The organism is Niastella sp. OAS944 (assembly GCA_024809215.1).
Taxonomy (GTDB): Bacteria; Bacteroidota; Bacteroidia; order Chitinophagales; family Chitinophagaceae; genus Niastella.
The window spans coordinates 148,568-166,981 of the sequence record JANUBW010000005.1 but is presented as its reverse complement, the minus strand read 5'-3'; the positions used below and the strand labels follow the sequence as shown (position 1 = coordinate 166,981).

The 18,414-nt window shown below is 42.8% G+C and carries 12 protein-coding genes; 7 read left to right on the top strand and 5 right to left on the bottom strand.

The genetic code is table 11. The features are described 5' to 3' along the window. Positions 1-31: 31 nt before the first annotated feature. The 4 genes from GGD38_RS21475 to GGD38_RS21460 are packed head-to-tail and all read right to left on the bottom strand — an operon-like array spanning position 32 to position 3,612. Entirely contained in the window at positions 32-1,039 is a 1,008-nt protein-coding gene (locus GGD38_RS21475; protein ID WP_375301253.1) for an MBL fold metallo-hydrolase, read from the bottom strand. A 7-nt stretch (positions 1,040-1,046) separates the two neighbouring features. Next, positions 1,047-2,021, bottom strand: a complete 975-nt coding sequence (locus GGD38_RS21470) for an alpha/beta fold hydrolase (RefSeq protein ID WP_375301252.1) — start codon at positions 2,019-2,021, stop codon at positions 1,047-1,049. Between the two features lie 27 nt (positions 2,022-2,048). Continuing rightward, entirely contained in the window at positions 2,049-2,798 is a 750-nt protein-coding gene (locus tag GGD38_RS21465) for an alpha/beta hydrolase (protein ID WP_375301251.1), read from the bottom strand. A 25-nt stretch (positions 2,799-2,823) separates the two neighbouring features. Continuing rightward, entirely contained in the window at positions 2,824-3,612 is a 789-nt protein-coding gene (locus tag GGD38_RS21460) for an alpha/beta hydrolase (RefSeq protein ID WP_375301250.1), read from the bottom strand. A gap of 225 nt (positions 3,613-3,837) precedes the next feature. On the opposite strand from GGD38_RS21460, the gene GGD38_RS21455 reads away from it, so the two are divergent. From GGD38_RS21455 to GGD38_RS21430, 6 genes are all read left to right on the top strand, one after another. Then, a complete protein-coding gene (locus tag GGD38_RS21455; RefSeq protein ID WP_375301249.1) occupies positions 3,838-6,039 on the top strand; it encodes a histidine kinase dimerization/phosphoacceptor domain -containing protein in 2,202 nt (733 codons plus the stop codon). Positions 6,040-6,043: 4 nt separating this feature from the next. Continuing rightward, positions 6,044-7,909 carry a sigma 54-interacting transcriptional regulator gene (locus tag GGD38_RS21450; RefSeq protein ID WP_375301248.1) on the top strand — a complete coding sequence of 622 codons (1,866 nt, stop codon included), beginning with the start codon at positions 6,044-6,046 and terminating at the stop codon, positions 7,907-7,909. Positions 7,910-8,027: 118 nt separating this feature from the next. Beyond that, positions 8,028-9,269 carry a 6-bladed beta-propeller gene (locus GGD38_RS21445; protein ID WP_375301247.1) on the top strand — a complete coding sequence of 414 codons (1,242 nt, stop codon included), beginning with the start codon at positions 8,028-8,030 and terminating at the stop codon, positions 9,267-9,269. A gap of 3 nt (positions 9,270-9,272) precedes the next feature. Next, positions 9,273-12,092, top strand: a complete 2,820-nt coding sequence (locus GGD38_RS21440; RefSeq protein WP_375301246.1) for a carboxypeptidase regulatory-like domain-containing protein — start codon at positions 9,273-9,275, stop codon at positions 12,090-12,092. 163 nt (positions 12,093-12,255) lie between these two features. Then, the gene (locus GGD38_RS21435) at positions 12,256-12,624 is read left to right on the top strand and encodes a hypothetical protein (RefSeq protein WP_375301245.1); all 369 of its coding nucleotides are present in this window, start codon (positions 12,256-12,258) and stop codon (positions 12,622-12,624) included. 174 nt (positions 12,625-12,798) lie between these two features. After that, complete coding sequence (locus tag GGD38_RS21430; protein ID WP_375301244.1) at positions 12,799-13,977, top strand: Gfo/Idh/MocA family protein; 1,179 nt, start codon at positions 12,799-12,801, stop codon at positions 13,975-13,977. A gap of 55 nt (positions 13,978-14,032) precedes the next feature. Here the strand turns inward: GGD38_RS21430 and GGD38_RS21425 are convergent, their stop codons facing one another. Next, on the bottom strand, positions 14,033-17,419 hold the full coding sequence (locus GGD38_RS21425) for a gliding motility-associated C-terminal domain-containing protein (protein WP_375301243.1): 3,387 nt from the start codon (positions 17,417-17,419) through the stop codon (positions 14,033-14,035). A 292-nt stretch (positions 17,420-17,711) separates the two neighbouring features. On the opposite strand from GGD38_RS21425, the gene GGD38_RS21420 reads away from it, so the two are divergent. Then, a complete protein-coding gene (locus tag GGD38_RS21420; RefSeq protein WP_375301242.1) occupies positions 17,712-18,413 on the top strand; it encodes a hypothetical protein in 702 nt (233 codons plus the stop codon). Position 18,414 lies beyond the last annotated feature (1 nt).

Below are 18,414 nucleotides of genomic sequence, written 5' to 3'. Positions count from 1 at the left end.
GACGATTTTTTAAGTAATATGGTCTGTGGTATTATTTTTCCTTGTTGCCGCTGATGTCTTTATAGGCGTTTGGCAGGTTAAAATTGAAGTGAAGCCAGTTGAAAAGAACGTAACCCTTATCGTATTCTTTCATGGTTATCGTTCGCTTGGCCTGTTCAAGGGTTTGTCCTTTTTGTATAGCAGCAGTTACCTGTTGCCTCAGCGATTGTACATAGTCGATGGTATATTTTATACCGGCCTTGGTGGTAATTCTTCCATGACCTGGAATAACGATGGCATCGTCGGGCAACAGGTCGTACATTCTTTTAAGGTTATCGGCAGGTTCCAGAAAATACCCATCAAACAGCCAGGGAATGGTAGGACTTTCTGCAATAAAGGGATTGCCCGCCCAAAATACTTTCGATGACGGCAGCCAAACGAACAGATCTGCCGGCGATTGCGCCGTACCGGTATTAATGAGTTCAACCACCTTGCCGCCACCCAAATCAACCTTTAACTTATCATTTTTTGCAATGGTTATATCCGCAGCACGGTACCGGGCTTCTTCAATACCCCTGCCTTTGCCAAATAACATGATCATGAATTGTTTTATGTTCTCAAAATTTTTGGCGAGGTTTTCTTTTGCAAAGTCATTTTGAATGATGATGGTAGCCGGTGGCAGCAGATAGTTGGTAAAGCAATGATCGCCATGATCACTGGTGTTTACCGCATAAAGAATGGGCTTATCAGTAACAGACCTTATCAATTTTATTTCCTGGTCGTACAGCTTTTTGTTTAAGAAGCATTCTATTATCATTACGCCTTTTTCGCCAACAATGAACCCGCCCGATGTGGCCTGCGGAATACCTTTGGTGGTTTCCGTTTCAACTGTCGACGGTTGTATAGCATACACGCCATCTGCCAGCTTATGTAATTTCAGTTCAACAGTATTTCCATCCCAGATAGGAACCTGCGGCGGCAGTGCATCTTGCGCCGCCACAGGTAAATGAAATATAATGGAAATACAGATAATAGCAGTCATGGTTAATTGCTTTTTCATGATATTTTTATTTCTCCATAAAAAAATTAAGCAGATCTTGTTGTACCTGTGCCGTATTTTCCTGTACTATCCAATGCCCGGCGCCTTTGATATTGGAGCCTTTTACATTTTCAGCAACAAGCTTACTGTGATCGGCAAGAAAGGCTGCGCCGAAATATTCGCCGCCCATAGCCAGCAAAGGCATTTTCAATTTGGTTTTCGCAAACTCCTTATTGTCCTTTGCATCCTGCTCAAATGCGCCAAACCAATGAAAGGCGCCTGTGGTTCCACCCTGTACTGAATATGCTCTTACAAATTCATTCACCTCTTCAGGTGTGAATGGGTCTTTTACATGCCCCACCACTGGCCAAAAGTTGGTTAGGAACAAACGTTCCTGCCCGGCCACCAGCTCGCCCGAATGCGGAAAGCCAAAGAACCCAAACCACCAGGCCGAACCTTTTACCTGGCTCCATACGGGCTCAATACCTGGCAGTAAAGCATCCATCAACGCCAGTTTTTTTACTTCGGTTGAAAATTGCGCGGCATAGGCATAAGCTACCATGAGGCCTATATCGTGGCCGGCGAGGTTTATGTTATTGTAGCCCAGTTGCTTTACCAACCCATGGATATACGAAGCCAGCGTTTTCTTATCGTAACCGCTGTCGGGCTTGCCCGATTCGCCTACACCCGGCAGATCGGGCGCTATCACCGTAAAATTTTTAGAGAACTCGGGCAACAGCCGGTTCCACATATACCAGTTTTGTCCAAAGCCATGGATCAATACCAGCGGTTCGCCCGATCCGCCGATCACATAATGAACATCAACACCGTTTACTTTTGCAGTAGCGTGTTTGAAATTGGCGGGGGGAGCTGCAGGGGCAATTGTTTCAGCAGCAGCAGTACTTTCGGTTGTAGTAGCTGCGGGTAGTTTTCCCGAACTGGTTTGGCATCCAATTGAACCAAATACCAATAGAAATAATAAAACAGGGATGTACGTTCTCATATAATTATAAATGTTTGTTGGGTTATTTTATTTGCGGCCTTTCGCTGCCGTTTCTATCACCTGTGCAACCATCGCAGCGTTTGAAATAAATAGCACATGGCTTCCTTTTACTTCCGTTGCAACGGCCCCGGCTCTTTTATACATCATTCGTTGTAATGAGGGATTGATGCTTTTGTCATCAGTAGCCACTATAGCATACGCTGGTTTTGTTTTCCAGGCAGGTGTAGTTACAGGTGTAAGAAATCCTTTTACTGCAATAGGTCCCTGCGAGGCATACATAAAATCGGCTTTTTCCTTACTTACATCAGCGGCGAAGCCTGCATGAAATTTTGCTTTGTCGTAATACACAAATCCTTTTTCATCGGGTGGAAGGATGCCATTTTCCGGCGCTGGTGGTTCTTTTTTAATGATGTCGAGTGTAGTTTCACCCGCATCCGGCGCAAATGCCGCTACGTATACCAGGCTGGCTACTTTATCGGTATTACCGGCTGCTGTTATTACGGTACCACCCCATGAATGGCCAACCAATACGGTAGGGCCATCCTGTTTATCAAGGGCTCTTTGAGTGGCGGCCACATCGTCTTCCAATGAGGAAAGCGGGTTTTGTACCATGGTTACATTATAACCATGCGATCTTAAAATGGTATAAACATTTTCCCAGCCCGAACCATCGGCAAAAGCGCCGTGTACAATTACAACGTTCTTAACGGCTGAAACCGGCTGTGCATACAGGTTGCCGGCGGTTAGCAATGCCGATAAAAAGAGATAATTTTTCATTTTTCAAATTTTTATGGTGTGTTTATTAAGCTAGTTGACGGTCTATCCATTCAAGAATATGATCCGCATCTTCCTTCCAGGTTGGTTGCCCCAGCACAAAGTGATTGCGGCCTTTGAACTCTTTATAATCCGTTACCGAATTACTGTGCCTGTATTTTTTATAATTTGAATAATTGAGGGAAGCTGGTATTGTGTTGTCGTCGCTGCCTGCAGTAAGCAATAATGGGGCATGCGGATTTTCATAATTGATCTTCGCCGCTTTGGTAATGGTATCTCTTACAATGAGCTTCGATTCGGGAATGGCGTATTTGTAATAGGCGTCTTTTTGTGAATCGCAGTCCATTCCATTGGTAAATGCGTATTTCCATTGGCTGAAAGACATAAGAAAGGATTGCCGCACAGATGTAAAAAATCCGAGCGGGCCCCAGCCGGCTTTTAAAAAAGATAATTTGAAAGTAATGATGCCTTGCGGCGGTACTGAATGTATGGCAATACCTGCAGCTCCCAACCCTCTTTGTAACAGTAGTTGAACAATAAGCCCGCCAATGGAATGGCCAATGAGAATGGGCTTTTCAGGAAGCTGCCTTACAATATTATCATAATGATCTATCAATGCAGGAAGCCGGTTAGCCGCAATGTCTCTATTGGGATGGCTGTTACGCAAGGCTTCGGCCGAAGCGCTTTTGTGTGGCCAGGGCGTAGCAATGGTTTGGTATCCTTTGCTTTCAAAATAAGCTTTCCATTCATCCCAGCAACTGTGATGAACAAAAGCACCGGTGATAAAGACAACTGTTTTGGAACGATTATTTCCCATAGGTAACAATTATGGGAACCTATTGCCAATTACAATGCCTTATTTATAAATGAGTACTGTTCAATATCTTGCTGTTGATTAAGTAAAAGCGTACCGCGATATTTCGCGGTGCGTGTAACGAAACCGCGAAATATCACGGTTTATTAGTATTAATTTTATACAAAGAAGTTTCACTACATGCCAAATGCTATTATATGCATATGTTTTATTATAATAACAGCCTTAATGGCAATGGGTCAGGGTTCGGTACCCCGCAATTTGTCCCAAAAAGAATTGTTCAAACTGCTACAGGGTAGTAAACAGGATAGTGACCGTATTGAAATTCTGTTCGAACTGGGAAGGACCTACATGTTACAGGTGAACAGCGACAGGAAAAACTATAAGATGGATACTGCCGCTGAATTTTTTAACTGCGCCCTTAGGTTAAGCGATACGCTGAAATTAAAAGGGTTTTGGTTTGAGAGCACCCTGCTGGTAGGCGAAGCTCATCTTAACAAAGATGATACGGCCGGCGGCAAAAAAAGATTTTTTGAGGTGGCCGCTATTTATCATGCAAAAGGCGATGTGCAAAGAGAAGCCCGCACCTGGCTCAGGCTTGCCCGAAAAATAGCCTGGCGTAAAGAATATACCCCCGAAATTGACGGTTATTTTGATAAGGCTATAAAATTGTACACACAGGCCGGAAATATCGAAAAAGAAGCTTACGCCCGGTCGTACCTGACAGAATTCCTTTTACAAACAGGCAGATCTTATTTGATGGAAAAGGAGTTGGTTCGCATAGTTGACATCAATAGTAAAATTGGCGATAAATACCTTGCCTATGATTATTATACGCTTTCCTCATTAGCCAGGTACCGCGGGGCTTACGAAAAAGCACTGTTATATGCAACAAAATGTGTTGAAACGGCAGAACAAAAAAAAGACAGCCTGTTTTTAAGCTCATTTTATGGCGAGCTGGCCCTGGTGAATGATGAACTGGGCCGCGTGGCAGAAAGCAGCTATTGGTACCGGAAAGCATTGGAGAAAAGAATAGACGAAAAAGACAAGATAACGATACTGAGAACAGCACGCTTTCTCATTAGGCAATTGGTAAAACTAAAAAAGAACAGGGACGCGCTTACTTTGATGGATAGCTTGTGTGCGGTATATCCGCCCAAAGCCGTATGGGAAAAAGCCGTTGTTGCACAATGCTATGCGTATTGCTTTGATGACCTGCAACAATACCCCAAAGCCGAGCAATACTTTTTAACAATGGCCGCATCATACAGAAATGTGGTGCCCGATAATGAAACCTATTGTATCGCCAATATGGACATCGGTCGGTTTTATTTGCAACGCCGCCAATTCAAAAAAGCGAAAGGCTACCTGGATACCGCTTTGGCCAATAAAGGGGCCGACCGGATAATAGACCTGAGAGAATTGTATCAGATGCTGTTCACTGCCGACTCCGCATTAGGCAATCATTCCGCTGCTGTAAAAGACCTCAGGCTATATGAACTGCTTAACGATTCTATTTACAATGAAAGAAAAAGCCGGCAAATTGAAGAACTTACCATCCAATACGAAACGCAGAAAAAAGAGCAAAGCATCCGTTTGCTCAAAAACGAAAAACAGCTTCAGCAAAATGAGTTGACAAAGGTCCGAAACACCATCAGCTGGATCATTGGCGTGGCTTTATTATTTATCGTTATAATTGGTTTGCTGGTAAACAACGCCCGCATAAAGCAACGGACCAACCAGGCGCTACAGGTTCAGCAAAAACAAATTGAAAAGAAAAACGAATCGCTGCAACGGCTGGTAGAAGAGAAAGAATGGCTGGTAAGGGAGATCCATCACCGGGTTAAAAACAATTTTCATATGGTAATGGGTTTGCTGGGTACACAGGCAGCCTATTTAAAAAGTAACGAAGCCATACAGGCGGTTGCAGAAAGCCAGCAACGTATTCAGGCCATGTCGCTGGTGCATCAGAAATTATATCAGTCAGAAAATATGTCGGCCATCAATATGGCCGATTATATTCATGAATTGGTCGATTATTTAAAAGACAGTTTTCAAACCGGTCGCAAGGTCAAATTCAACCTGCAAATTGAACCCGTAAAATTGAATATATCGCACTGTATTCCGCTGGGGTTAATATTAAACGAAGCCATTACCAATGCCCTTAAACATGCGTTCCCCGGTAACAGGGAAGGCGTAATAGATATCTTATTAAAGAAAACATCAGACGATCATTATCTGCTTTCTGTAAAAGACAATGGCATTGGGCTGCCGCCAGCATTCAATAGCAATAAACAGGCTTCCATGGGTATGAAGCTGATGCGTGGACTTAGTGATGATCTCGATGCCAGCTTTAAAGTGAACAATAATGGCGGTACAGAAATTCTGCTCAATTTTACAGATGACGATAATAGTGAACAACCAAACTAATTTTATGAAAGAACAGATCCTTATTGTTGAAGATCAGTTTGTAGAAGCCGATTATTTGCGGCTGCTGCTGGAACAGGCTGGTTATACCATTACCGGTATTGCACGTTCGGTTATTCAGGCGCAGGAATTGATCGCTGATAAAAAACCCGATTTTGTTCTTTTAGATATTTTATTAAAGGGCAAACAAACAGGTATCGATTTGGCAAAACAACTGACAGCAGATAATATTCCGTTTGTTTACCTCTCGGCCAACTCAGATGAAACTATTTTGAACGCGGCCAAAGAAACACAACCTTACGGCTTTCTTGTAAAACCTTTCAGGGAAAAAGACCTGCTGGTAGCCCTTGAAATTGCCAAATACCGCCATGCACACAGCGTTGACGCCCGATACCGCCGGGAAGCCGACTTACGTAAACTGCTAAAAACAGTTATAACCGATACCGGCACCTACACACAAAAATTGCTGAAAATAGCTACAGCCCTTCAAACCTGTATCCCATTCGATTTTTTGGCCGCCGGCTTCGATGAAGCAGGAGAACCACTTCATAAAGCAACAGGCTTTTTAAGAATAGGGTTTGAAGAATACCAGGTAATTGGCATACCCGAACTGGCCGTTATCACGGGAAGATCAATAGAAGAGTTAAAACAGCTTTCTTTAAAAAAATTATTTGCCCATACATTTCAACTTCAATCTCATATGGAAATGCCTGTGCGCATTTCTAACGAAAAACCTTTCCCTTTTTGTTTATATAGCCGAAGACCCGAAGCCTACGGTAATGAACAGGTTGACCTATTCGAAAGAATTCAGTACGCAATGACCCAAACCATGGAGCATTTACTGCTGGGTGAAATAGATGAGACGGCTAAAATACAATTACCAAAAATAGCAGCAGTTGAACGCGTGAACAGCGGGGAAGGGTTTGAAGGCATCGTGGGCAAAAGCCATCTGTTATTAAATGTATTTGATCATATTTCGCAGGTAGCCCCTTCAGATACTTCCGTACTTATATTGGGCGAAAGCGGTACAGGTAAAGAAAAGATAGCCAACTGCATTCACGATCTGTCGTATCGCAAAGGAAAACCGTTTGTTAAAGTGAACTGTGCGGCATTGCCTGCCACATTGATCGAGAGCGAGTTATTCGGACATGAAAAAGGCGCTTTTACCGGCGCGTTAGAGAAAAGGATTGGCAAATTTGAGCGGGCTGATAAAGGGACCCTCTTTCTTGATGAAGTGGGGGAGATGCCCATAGAACTGCAGGTAAAACTATTAAGGGTTTTACAGGAACGGGAAATAGAAAGAGTAGGGGGCAGGGATACTATAAAAGTTGATGTTCGCATTATTGCAGCCACTAATAAGAATCTCGAAAAAGAAGTTGCCGAAGGACGTTTCAGGCTCGATTTGTATTACCGGCTGAATGTGTTTCCTATTATGCTGCCGGCTTTGCGCGAACGCAGGGAAGATATTCCGGCCCTGGCTTATTATTTTATGGACCATTATAATCATAAGGCCGGAAAAAAGATCAACAGTATTACCGACAACGTACTTAAGAAGATGATGGCCTACAACTGGCCGGGCAATATTCGTGAGCTGGAGCATTTAATTGAAAGAAGTGTGCTGCTTGCCAAAGGAACGGTCATTGAAGAGGTACTATTACCAACGGTCGAAAAAAATGACAAATCCGCCTTTTCCGAAGATGCAGTTATGAAAACGATAGCGGAGAATGAAAAAGACCATATCATTTCGGTATTAATAAAATGCAATGGAAGAATATGGGGGCCCGGGGCAGCCGCCGAGATCCTGAATATCAACCCTTCTACATTGAGGTCAAAAATGAAAAAACTTGGCATAAAAAAGGAGTACATTAAATAAGATTTGAATAAGTACATCCCGCTATACATAAATAACACATCACGATAAGTATTGATCTGTAACCTTAAGAGCGTGTTAACATTTACAACTATACATTTGGGTGACAAACTAACCCTTAATGAGACGACCCTTGCTTTGCCTTATCGTGATGCTGTTTTCCCAGCTCATTAGAACCAACGCCCAAAGCCAGCTTCAAAAGATATACGTACATCCCAAAACGCCGGGCAACGAAAAACAATCAAAATTTATAGACTCCATACGATTTATTCCTTTGGAAATAAAAGAGGGAATTGAACTAACCACGCATGCCAACGTAGAAGTAACTGCCAATTACATAATGATAAGGAATTATGCAAACAAGGAAGCGTTGCTATATACAAAGAACGGGCGCTTTGTTAAAAAAATAAGCTATAAAAAACTTGGCGACTTTTTTTACCCGGTTTATGACGAACATAAAGACCAGCTTATTTTTTGGGGAAATAATAGAAATTATCAGCTCACAAGCAGAGACAGGATAAAAGTAAAACTCGACTACAGTAATCCGCGTAACAAAAGGTATTTTAAAAAATATAAGATCGATTTAAAGGATACCACATTTACCATTAAAAAAGATATTCCGCAGCAAAACGACATTTTAAATTCCACCTATTACTATGATGATGTTTATGTAATGGGGAATATCAATACAAGCGAACTGTATAAAGATAGTCTTGACTATGAATTAAAACTCTATAAAGGAAACCAGTTGATAAAAAGCTACTTTCCTTACAATCATATAAATGAAGCAAAGTATTTATATGCAGAAGAAAACATAACCCGAAATCTTACAGATACACCTTATATTCAAATTGTAACCCGCCCTTATTGCGATACCATTTACAAAATGGTAAAAGATAGTTTATTTCCTGCCTATCAAATAGTGTTGCCGTTGGAGAACAGTTTGCCGCCATCGTTTTTCAACAAACCCTTTAAAAATAAAGCCGACCGGGAAAACTTCAGACGTAACAATGGCTGGATGTTTCACCAGGTGTATATGTTCTATGAAACGCCCCGGTTCATTTATTTTTTAATGGCCTATCAAAGCAATTACGAAACGTACCTCTATCAAAAGAAAACCAATACCATTTGCAAGGTAAAAAATATAAAACCAGACAGCAGCCAGTATAATTTACAGCTTTTTGAACAGTATGGCAATTCACGTAAACAGGACAAATTCTATAAAACAATAAAGGCCGGCGACATACTTCCCTTTTTTGAAAAAAATAAAGAGGTGCCGGTGCCCAAAGAACTGGAAAGTTTTCTAAAAAGCAATCCGCCCGAAAACACACCCGTGATCATTGAATTCAAACTCAAAAACTAACCCTTGAAGAACATTTTTTTAACCTGTATTTTACTGTGCTGTTGTACACTGGTCTTTAGCCAAACCGGTAAGCTAAAAGGTTCGGTAATGGACGCAGCAACCAAAACCCCACTGGAACTGGCCACCGTAACCATTTTCGGCCCCGACTCTTCGGTTGTGGCCTATAAATTATCTGACAAAGACGGTATCTTCATCTTTGAAAAATTACCACTGAAGAAAAAGTTACTGGTAAGCGTTACCTACACCGGCTACGCCAGTTACCATACATCAATTCAACAAGACGCAGCCAAAACAGACACGCTTTCCGTATTAATGATGTTGAGCAGTAAAGACACGGTAGTGGTAACCGCTGCCATTCCCATCAAAATGAACGGCGATACCTTAGAGATCAACCCGGCCGCTTTTAAAATGAAAAACGACGCCGTTGTAGAAGAATTACTGAACCAGGTTAGCGGCATTACCATCTGGTCCGACGGCACTATAACAGTAAACGGAAAAAAAGTAAACAGTCTGCTGGTTGACGGCAAACCGTTTATGGGCGCCACAGATTCCCGTGTGGCCACGCAAAACCTGCCTAAATCGGCCATCGATAAAATACAACTATACCAGGAATACGACCGCACCAATATCAACCAGCCATCAACCAAACCCCAGGACTCACTGCTTACCATGAACATTAAGTTGAAAGAGAATGCCAAAAAAGGATACTTTGGTAAAGCAGGGGTGGGCTATGGCAGCCAGGACAGGTATGAAGCCGATCTTTCTTTTCAGATGTATAACAAAAGAAGTAGTGCGGGTATAGGAGGTGGAATTAATAATATCAATAAGAGTATCGGCAACCTGCAGGAGATCTTTCAAAACAATACCTACAGGAACTATAACCCCAACTTATACAATGTAGGGCGTTTTGGTACCAATGGCATCAATAAAAATCATTCTATAGGGGGCGTTATTGTTCATAATTTTATTGAATCAAGCAATAGCCGGCAAAACGACCGCCTTACGCTTAACTACAATAAATCGGGCACCGACGCTTTCATCAGCGACAAAAGTTACCAAAGCAGAACAACCATCGGCAATCCGCAGTTTATATCCGAAGACGGTATTCAAAACAATCTTTCAAATAAACATGATATTGGCATCAAATATTTAAAGACCAATAGTTACAACGATAACTTTGACGTTAACGGTAGTGTAAGTACCAATACAGAGAGCGGCAGATCTGACCGCGCCGTTGAAGTAAGAGATTCCGTAGACCAGTTGCAAAGCACCAATTATACTACTACACTTACCAGCCGAAGATCAGATAACGAAAGCCTGAACGTAAACTTTAGTAAACGGGATGATGAACAGCCTGTAAAAAGCTTTAATACCCGGCTCGACGCATCACGCAGCAATTCGGTATCGGAAAGAGACCAGGAAAGTGAATTCAATTCCCGTATCGATCCAACAAAAAGCGCTTATACCAACAGGCATTACACCACAAACAATGAATCGCTGAACCTGACCGCAAATTTTGATTATGCCGGCTTTAAAAGGCTTTTATTAGGCCGGTATAACCTGTTTGGTGTAACCCTTAGCCTGAACCAATGGGTCAATTACAGCAGGGTAACAGATAATACTATTGTAAGAGATTACGACACTACGCTTAAACAGGCCCTTTTCAATGGCAAACTTTCCAACTCAAATAAAAGGGAAGTATTTGAGTATACGCCCTCGTTTTCATTGTCGAAAGAATTTTTCAAGTGGAACGACATCACTTACAAAAGCTTTCAAATATTTTTTAAACTGTTAGACGATTTTAAAATTGACAATAATACCTCGTCCTTTGCGCAAAGAAACCTGCGACGCAATTTCCAGTTCTTCAGACAGGAAGGATCGCTTAGTTATCGCTTTAGCCGGCGTGAGAAATACAATTATTTCGTGTATGGATACTATTCAAAAAACCTGGAGTACCCTTCCATTGATCGACTGTATACCATTGTAGACGATATCAATGCCTATGAGATCAGATATGGCAACCCTAACCTGAAGAACAGCATCAATCACGCTGTGAACTTCAATGGTAATTTCAATACGGAAAATAAAAAGTCGCTGTATTCTATCAATGGTAATTTTGGCGGCAGATATTCCGTGGCGTTAGATCCTGTAACCGACAGCACCATCAACGACTCTTCGGGCAAAAGGATGTATTACTATACCAATGCCGACAGGACCACTAACTTCAATGTAAATTACAGTTTCAATATCTCGAGAAAGTTAAATAAGAACAATATTCAGCTCATGTATAATGGAGATTTCAGGACCGGCAAACAACCAAACTTTATCGACGGGTTCAGCAACGTAAGTACAACCGGCAGCATCTCCAATAACTTTACCCTGCAATTTTCATTTAAATCATATCTGGTACTCACTGCGGGGCAAAACTTTCAGCATAATAATTCGCGGCAAACCGCCTCTGGCCTGCGGGCATTTAAAAACGACAGCAGGACCACCAAGTTCGGCATTGTTGTTAATTACCCATCTGGCTTTACCCTTAGCAGTACGTTAGATCACATAACCAACACAAGTTTAAGCAAACCGGTGGTTCTTTGGAATGCCTTCGCTTCATACAGGTTTATGAAGCAACAGGGAGAACTGAAATTCTCGGCTATGGACCTGTTAAAGCAATATCAAAACATCAGCAACAGTGTAAATTACTCTGGCACTACCACCCGCATTACAAATGGGTTGCAACAGTATTTTATGCTAACGTTCTCTTACTATCCACGCAAGTTTGGTAAAACGGAGATCAAAAGGCAAAAGATTGACCGGGACTATTAGGAACGCCGGCTAAACCACCTTCAATATTCTAACAGTTTTTCGGTGCGTACGCTCGTAAAAGAATTAAACGGGGTATAACAAAGTTGACAACTTCTCAAACAAAAATGAAAAGCAATTAAATGATCTGTCTCAACGCTTCGATTCCTTAAAGACCAATAAAACATTGGATACTATAATCAAATACCAGGGCCTGTCAGAACTGCTTTCAAGTTACGATTCAATTGGCAACAGACTTACACGAAGCAGTTACAATCATGAAACTGCCAATGATTTTTTAAGGTTAGCTGTACAGATCAGTGATATGCTGAAAAGCGATTCGGCTTATTTGACAGCTTACCTTAGGCATGATGAAGTAGATTCGTTAAAACGGACCCTGGCGAGGTATATCACTTATTGCAATGCTATTCAAACTTCAAGTAAATCAACAGATATAGAATCTTACTACAAACCCCAAAATACGCTTTTGATCTCGTCAGAAATAAAAGACAAACTTGAACAGGCGTACAATCAAATGCTACTTAAGGTAGATTAGTAAATGCCATATTATAACGGATAATTTTGAAAACCCGCGGCGAAAGCTGCGGGTTTTTTGCTTATTAGAGCGGCAGGGCGGCCCGGCGGGTGAATTTTAAATTAAAATGCCATTATTAAACAGATTCATGTTTAAAATGGAGTAAATTTCAGATTTCCAAAACGACCTTGTTATATGACCAACCAAAAGAAACTCAGAAGGCAATTTTTAAAGGATTCAGTTAAAGCATCGGGTTTAATGATCATGGCGCCGCTTATGAGCAAAGCCAAATATGTAGAATCAGCACCAAAACCTAAGGGAATAACTACAGCGCCCAATCGCATTAAATTTGCCGTCATCAATATCGATCACCCGCATATTTATGGTATGACGGAAGCCATAAAAAGAGGCGGTGGGGAATTGGTGGCCCTGTATGCCAAACAACCCGAGCTCACTACTGCATTTTTGAAAAGCTTTCCCGAGGCCAAACTGGTAAAAAGCGAAAATGAGATCCTGGAAGATCCCGCCATTCATTTAGTATTAAGTTCAGGTATACCCGACGAAAGAGCGCCATTAGGTATTCGGGTAATGAAACATGGAAAAGATTATTTGACCGATAAACCCGGCATCATCAGTTTAGAACAATTGGCTGCAGTAAAGAAAGTGCAAAAAGAAACAAAACGGATCTACTCCATCATGTACAGTGAACGTTTTGAAAATAAAGGCACCGAAAAAGCAAGCCAGATCGTAAAAGCAGGCGGCATTGGCCAGGTCATTCAAACCATAAACATGGCGCCGCATAGGATCTACAACAATATTGGAAAAACCGGACTGGCTGTAAGACCCGATTGGTTTTGGGATAAAAAAAGATACGGTGGCATACTTACCGATATCGGCTCGCATCAGTTCGATCAGTATTTACACTTCACCGGCTCAACCGAAGCCCAGGTGCTAATGTCGCAGGTAGGCAATGTGCATCACCCCGATAAACCTTTATTCGAAGATTTTGGCGATGTAATGCTGAGTGGCAACGGCGGCGCCGGTTACATACGGGTGGACTGGTTTACCCCCGATGGTTTAGATACCTGGGGCGACGGCCGGTTAACCATACTTGGTACCGACGGATATATTGAAGTAAGAAAAAATACAGATATGCTTTCAGGAAATAAAGGCGGCAATCATTTATACCTCGTCAATAAAAAAGAAATGATCCATGTAGATTGCAACAATGAGGTATTACCATTTGGGCCTTTATTTGTCGATGATGTACTTAACAGGACCGAAACTGCCATGACACAGGCACATTGTTTTCTGGCAACTGAATTGGCGTTGAAGGCACAAAAGAATGCCAGGATAATGACGTTGAAAAAATAGACTGTCAGCTGTTATACAGGAGGCTGCCTTCTTAGGTGAGAAGGCAGCCTTTTTTTTATCTGAAAAGCACAACAGTGCCTTTTCGTTCAATAAGATCGCCTTTGAATGTAATACCGGCGGCAGACCATACATAGGCGCCGGTTTGCATGGGGGCGCCATTAATAGAACCGGTCCAGCCAACGGCAGGGTTGGTTGTAAAGAAAACACGCTGCCCCCAGCGGTTATACACGGCAAAGTATTTGAATTCTTTGATGCCAATAGGTATTGCTTTGAAAACATCATTACGTCCATCGCTATTAGGGGAAAATGCATTGGGCACAAAAATATCTGCCACCGCAAACGCTGTTATGGTTATGGTACCGGTTCCTTCACAACCATTGGGTGTACTGGCAACTACAGTATAGGTTGTATTCTTATTTACAGTAGCTACCGGGTTTTGGATTGAAGCATCGCTTAAGCCGGCCGGGGGCGACCAACTGTATGTTGTAAAGCCGCTCTTGTTTACATCAATAGCATTTAGCGGCAGGAGTTGATTTATATAAACAGAAGTATCATTTCCTGCAAAAACTTTGGCCGGCGGTGTTACCGAAACAGTTACCACTTCATCCTGTACAGAGGCACACCCCTTTGCATCGGTAACCGTAAGGTGATATGAAATGGTATTTGCCGGCTTAACGGCTGTAGGGTTATTTATATACGCATCGTTTAGATAAGTGGTGGGCGACCAGCTATATTGTACACCGCCATTTGCATTCAGCTGTGCCGATTGACCATAACAGATTGTTGCGTTTGCTCCTGCGTCGGCAACCGGCGCCGCAACTACTGCTACAATAACTGAATCTTTCTTTTCACAAACGCCTAAGCGGGCCGTTATGTAGTATTTTGTTGTAACCCGGGGCGATGCATCGGGACTAAGCACAGCCGGGTTATTTAACTCTGTGATTGGCTGCCAGGAAAAAGTATTTCCGGTTGAAACTGCTTTTATGGAAACGCTTGTGCCTTCACAAATAGTGAGATCGGCACCTGCATCAACAGTAACGGTATTCACCAGGTCAACAAGTACCGGTTGAGCTGCTGTACAACCCCGGGCATCTTTAACAGTGGCCGTATAGTTACCGGTTGCCAAACCGCTAAACACACCACTACTTTTAAAAGGACCGGTATTTATTGAAAATGTATATGGTTGTGTTCCGCCTGTACCCAATGCCGTTATACTACCGTCGTTATTTGGGCACGTGGCAGCGGTTGCATTGGCTGCTATTTGCGGGCCGGCCAGGTTGGCCACACTTACATTGGCAGTATTGGTATACCCGCTGGCATCTTTAACAGTTATAACATAATTGCCCGCTGCTACAGCAGAAAAAACATTACTGTTTTGAAAATTAACGCCATCAATGGAATAGGTATAAGGCGTAGTACCATTGGTAGCACCAGCTGTTATGCTGCCGTTTGCATTACCACAGGTAGCATCTGTAGCCGATAAATTAACCGACAAACAAACATTATCAATGGTTACGTATTTGGTATTTACAAGACCGTCGGCATCTTTACCATACACCGTATAATTGCCCGGCCCCAAACCTGTAAAAACATTACCGGTTTGATAATTTATATTATCAATGGAATATTCGTAAGGCGGTGTTCCGTTTGCCCCTGTTACCTTAATGGTACCGTCGTTGTTGCCGCAGGAAGCGCCTTTGGCTACAACATTCAGCGTAAGACATTTTGTAGATATAGGGTAACAACAAAGACTCATCCGGCAGCCATTTGCCCCTCTTATATTAGCCGTAATATACTGCATGGAGTATACATTGAAAACATTGCTCGGTTGCCAGTTAAGGCCATCGATGCTGTATTCGTACGGCCCTACGCCGCCTATAGGGGTTATGGTTAACATAGCGCCGGTAAAATCGCAGTTGGCCGGTATTACATCAACCGACAGAAATGGCTCACGCACGTCATTTATAATAATACTGGCGGATGCTGTAGCGCCCAATGCATCTTTGGCTGTTATAGTATAGGTGCCGCCCCACAAACCGGGAAACTCATTACTGGTTTGCCAGGTGCTGCCATTATAAATAACCCCATTGATTGAATACGTATAAGGCCCCGTTCCAAAGGTGGCCGATGCAGTTATTTTTCCCTGCGGATAACCACACCTGGTATGAACAGGGGTAAGAACAACATTATTACAATTGTCAACAACATTTACCGTAGTATTGGCTGTATTTCCACCGGCATCCTTTACGGTAACGGTATAGTTGCCAGCAGTAACGCCGGTAAAACTATTGCTGCCCTGGTAATTGGTGCCGTCTATTGAAAATTGAAAAGGGGCCACGCCTTTAGATACCAACGCATAGATGGCGCCACTATTACCACAGGTGGCCGCCATGCTTGTTGCTGTTATTACCGGGCAATTATCGGCAACGGTGGTGGTATCCATTTTTAAAAGCCCAAGCGCATCCTTTATGATCACTGTATGTTTACCCGCGGGTACGCCGGTAAATATATTGCTGCTCTGAAAATTTACCCCGTCAATAGAAAACTGATAGGGCGGGGTACCGCTGGTAACAGTTTCAACGATCTTTCCATCATTATTTCCGCAGGTTGCATTGGTTACAGCAGCGCTTGCTTTAATAGGGCACGACTGGTTCATATGGATGGCATACATGTATTTTTTTCCACTGGCATCGGTCATATATACTACACGATTACCTGCACCCAAGCCGGTAAAAATGCCGCTGTTTTGATAGTTGACGCCATCTAAAGAATAAGAAACGGGCTGTGCGGCGGTCCATAATGAAAAATCGATAGCGCCTTCATTGTTACAAACCGAAACAGACCTGGAGATATTAGCCCCATTAAGCGTGGGACAATTCATGCTTCTGAGGTTGAACCAGTTAAGGAAAGTACAACCGTTTGCATCTTTTACAATAAAATAGTATTGCCCGGCTATGAGGTTGGTAAAAGTGGGGCTCGATTGAAAGTTTGTATTATCAAGGCTGTACGTATAGGGCGGCTTGCCATAAACAGCATCTATGGTTACACTGCCATCGGCCGAAGTACAGCCCGTAGGATCAACAGTTCGCGAAAAGCCCCCAATGCCCTGGTAACCATTTTTTACAATTACCGTAGTGGTGGCAGTGGCGCCGGTTGCGTCTTTTACAACTACGGGATAAGTGCCCGCCCTGCATAACCATAACCTGTTATTTTGAAAAGGCCAGCCGGCAAAAGAGTAAGTGTAAGGAGGCGTTCCACCCGTTGCTGTTGCCAGTATAGAAGCATTTTCCTGTGAACAGGAAGGAGGGTTTACACTGGTGATAACCTGAAGTGCCGCTGTTGCAAGTGCTGTATGTAGTTGTTGGCCTAACCCTATGCTACATTGTAAGATCAAAAAGAATAATAAACCCGTTGAAGTTAATTGCCGCTGTTTGATGCACATATATTATACCGTCTGCCGCCCTTTTTTTGATTCTCTCTACACTTTACCTGATGCTGAAATATTTAAAATACCTGTTACAAAAAAAGCCCAAAATAGAGCTAATTATAGTTAACTGCAAACCAGTATGCGATCTTTTTTTCCTTCCATCCCAACCGCAACTACCGCCTGCGAAAAATAATTCATCCCGCAAAAATCACCTACTTGTTATAAGTCAACCGGTTAGCTGTTTGGCACCCGGCTTGACTTACTTCTATGCGAAAACACCCATTTATTAAATCACAAAACATTTATTATGCACAACATCGACCGCACTACGAATGAATATGAATTCAATGAATTCGAATTTGAAGGCGAAGGTGAATTTGAATTTGAAGGTGAGTTTGAAGGCGAAGGCGAATTCGAGTTTGAAGGAGAACTGGAAGGCGAAGCGCTTGAACTGGAACTGGCAACCGAATTACTGGGCGTTTCAAACGAACAGGAGATGGAACAGTTTCTGGGTAAGCTTATCAAAAAGGCCGGCAGAGGCTTATCGAACTTTGCCAAATCTTCCGTTGGCAGAGGTTTATTGAGCGGCTTGAAATCCATTGCTAAAAAAGCATTGCCCGTGGCAGCAGGCGCATTAGGCAACTTCCTGGTGCCTGGTATTGGCGGCGCTATTGGCAGCAAACTGGGCAGTGCAGCTTCGAACCTGTTTGAGCTGGAACTGGAAGGCCTTAGCAATGAAGACCGCGAGTTTGAAGTGGCCCGCCGTTATGTACGTTTTGCTACAGATGCTACCCGCCGGGCAGCAGCAGCAGCCAGTGCCGGCCAGGCGCCCGGTAATGCAATTAATGGCGCCCTTAAACAAGCTGCATACAATCATGCACCCGGTTTATTACGCAAACGTCGCCGCTATAACAATCGTTCTGGATATTATAATAATAACTCAGGCGGCGGAGCAACTTCGGGCACATGGGAAAGAAATGGCAATAACATCATTCTGTACGGCGCCTAAA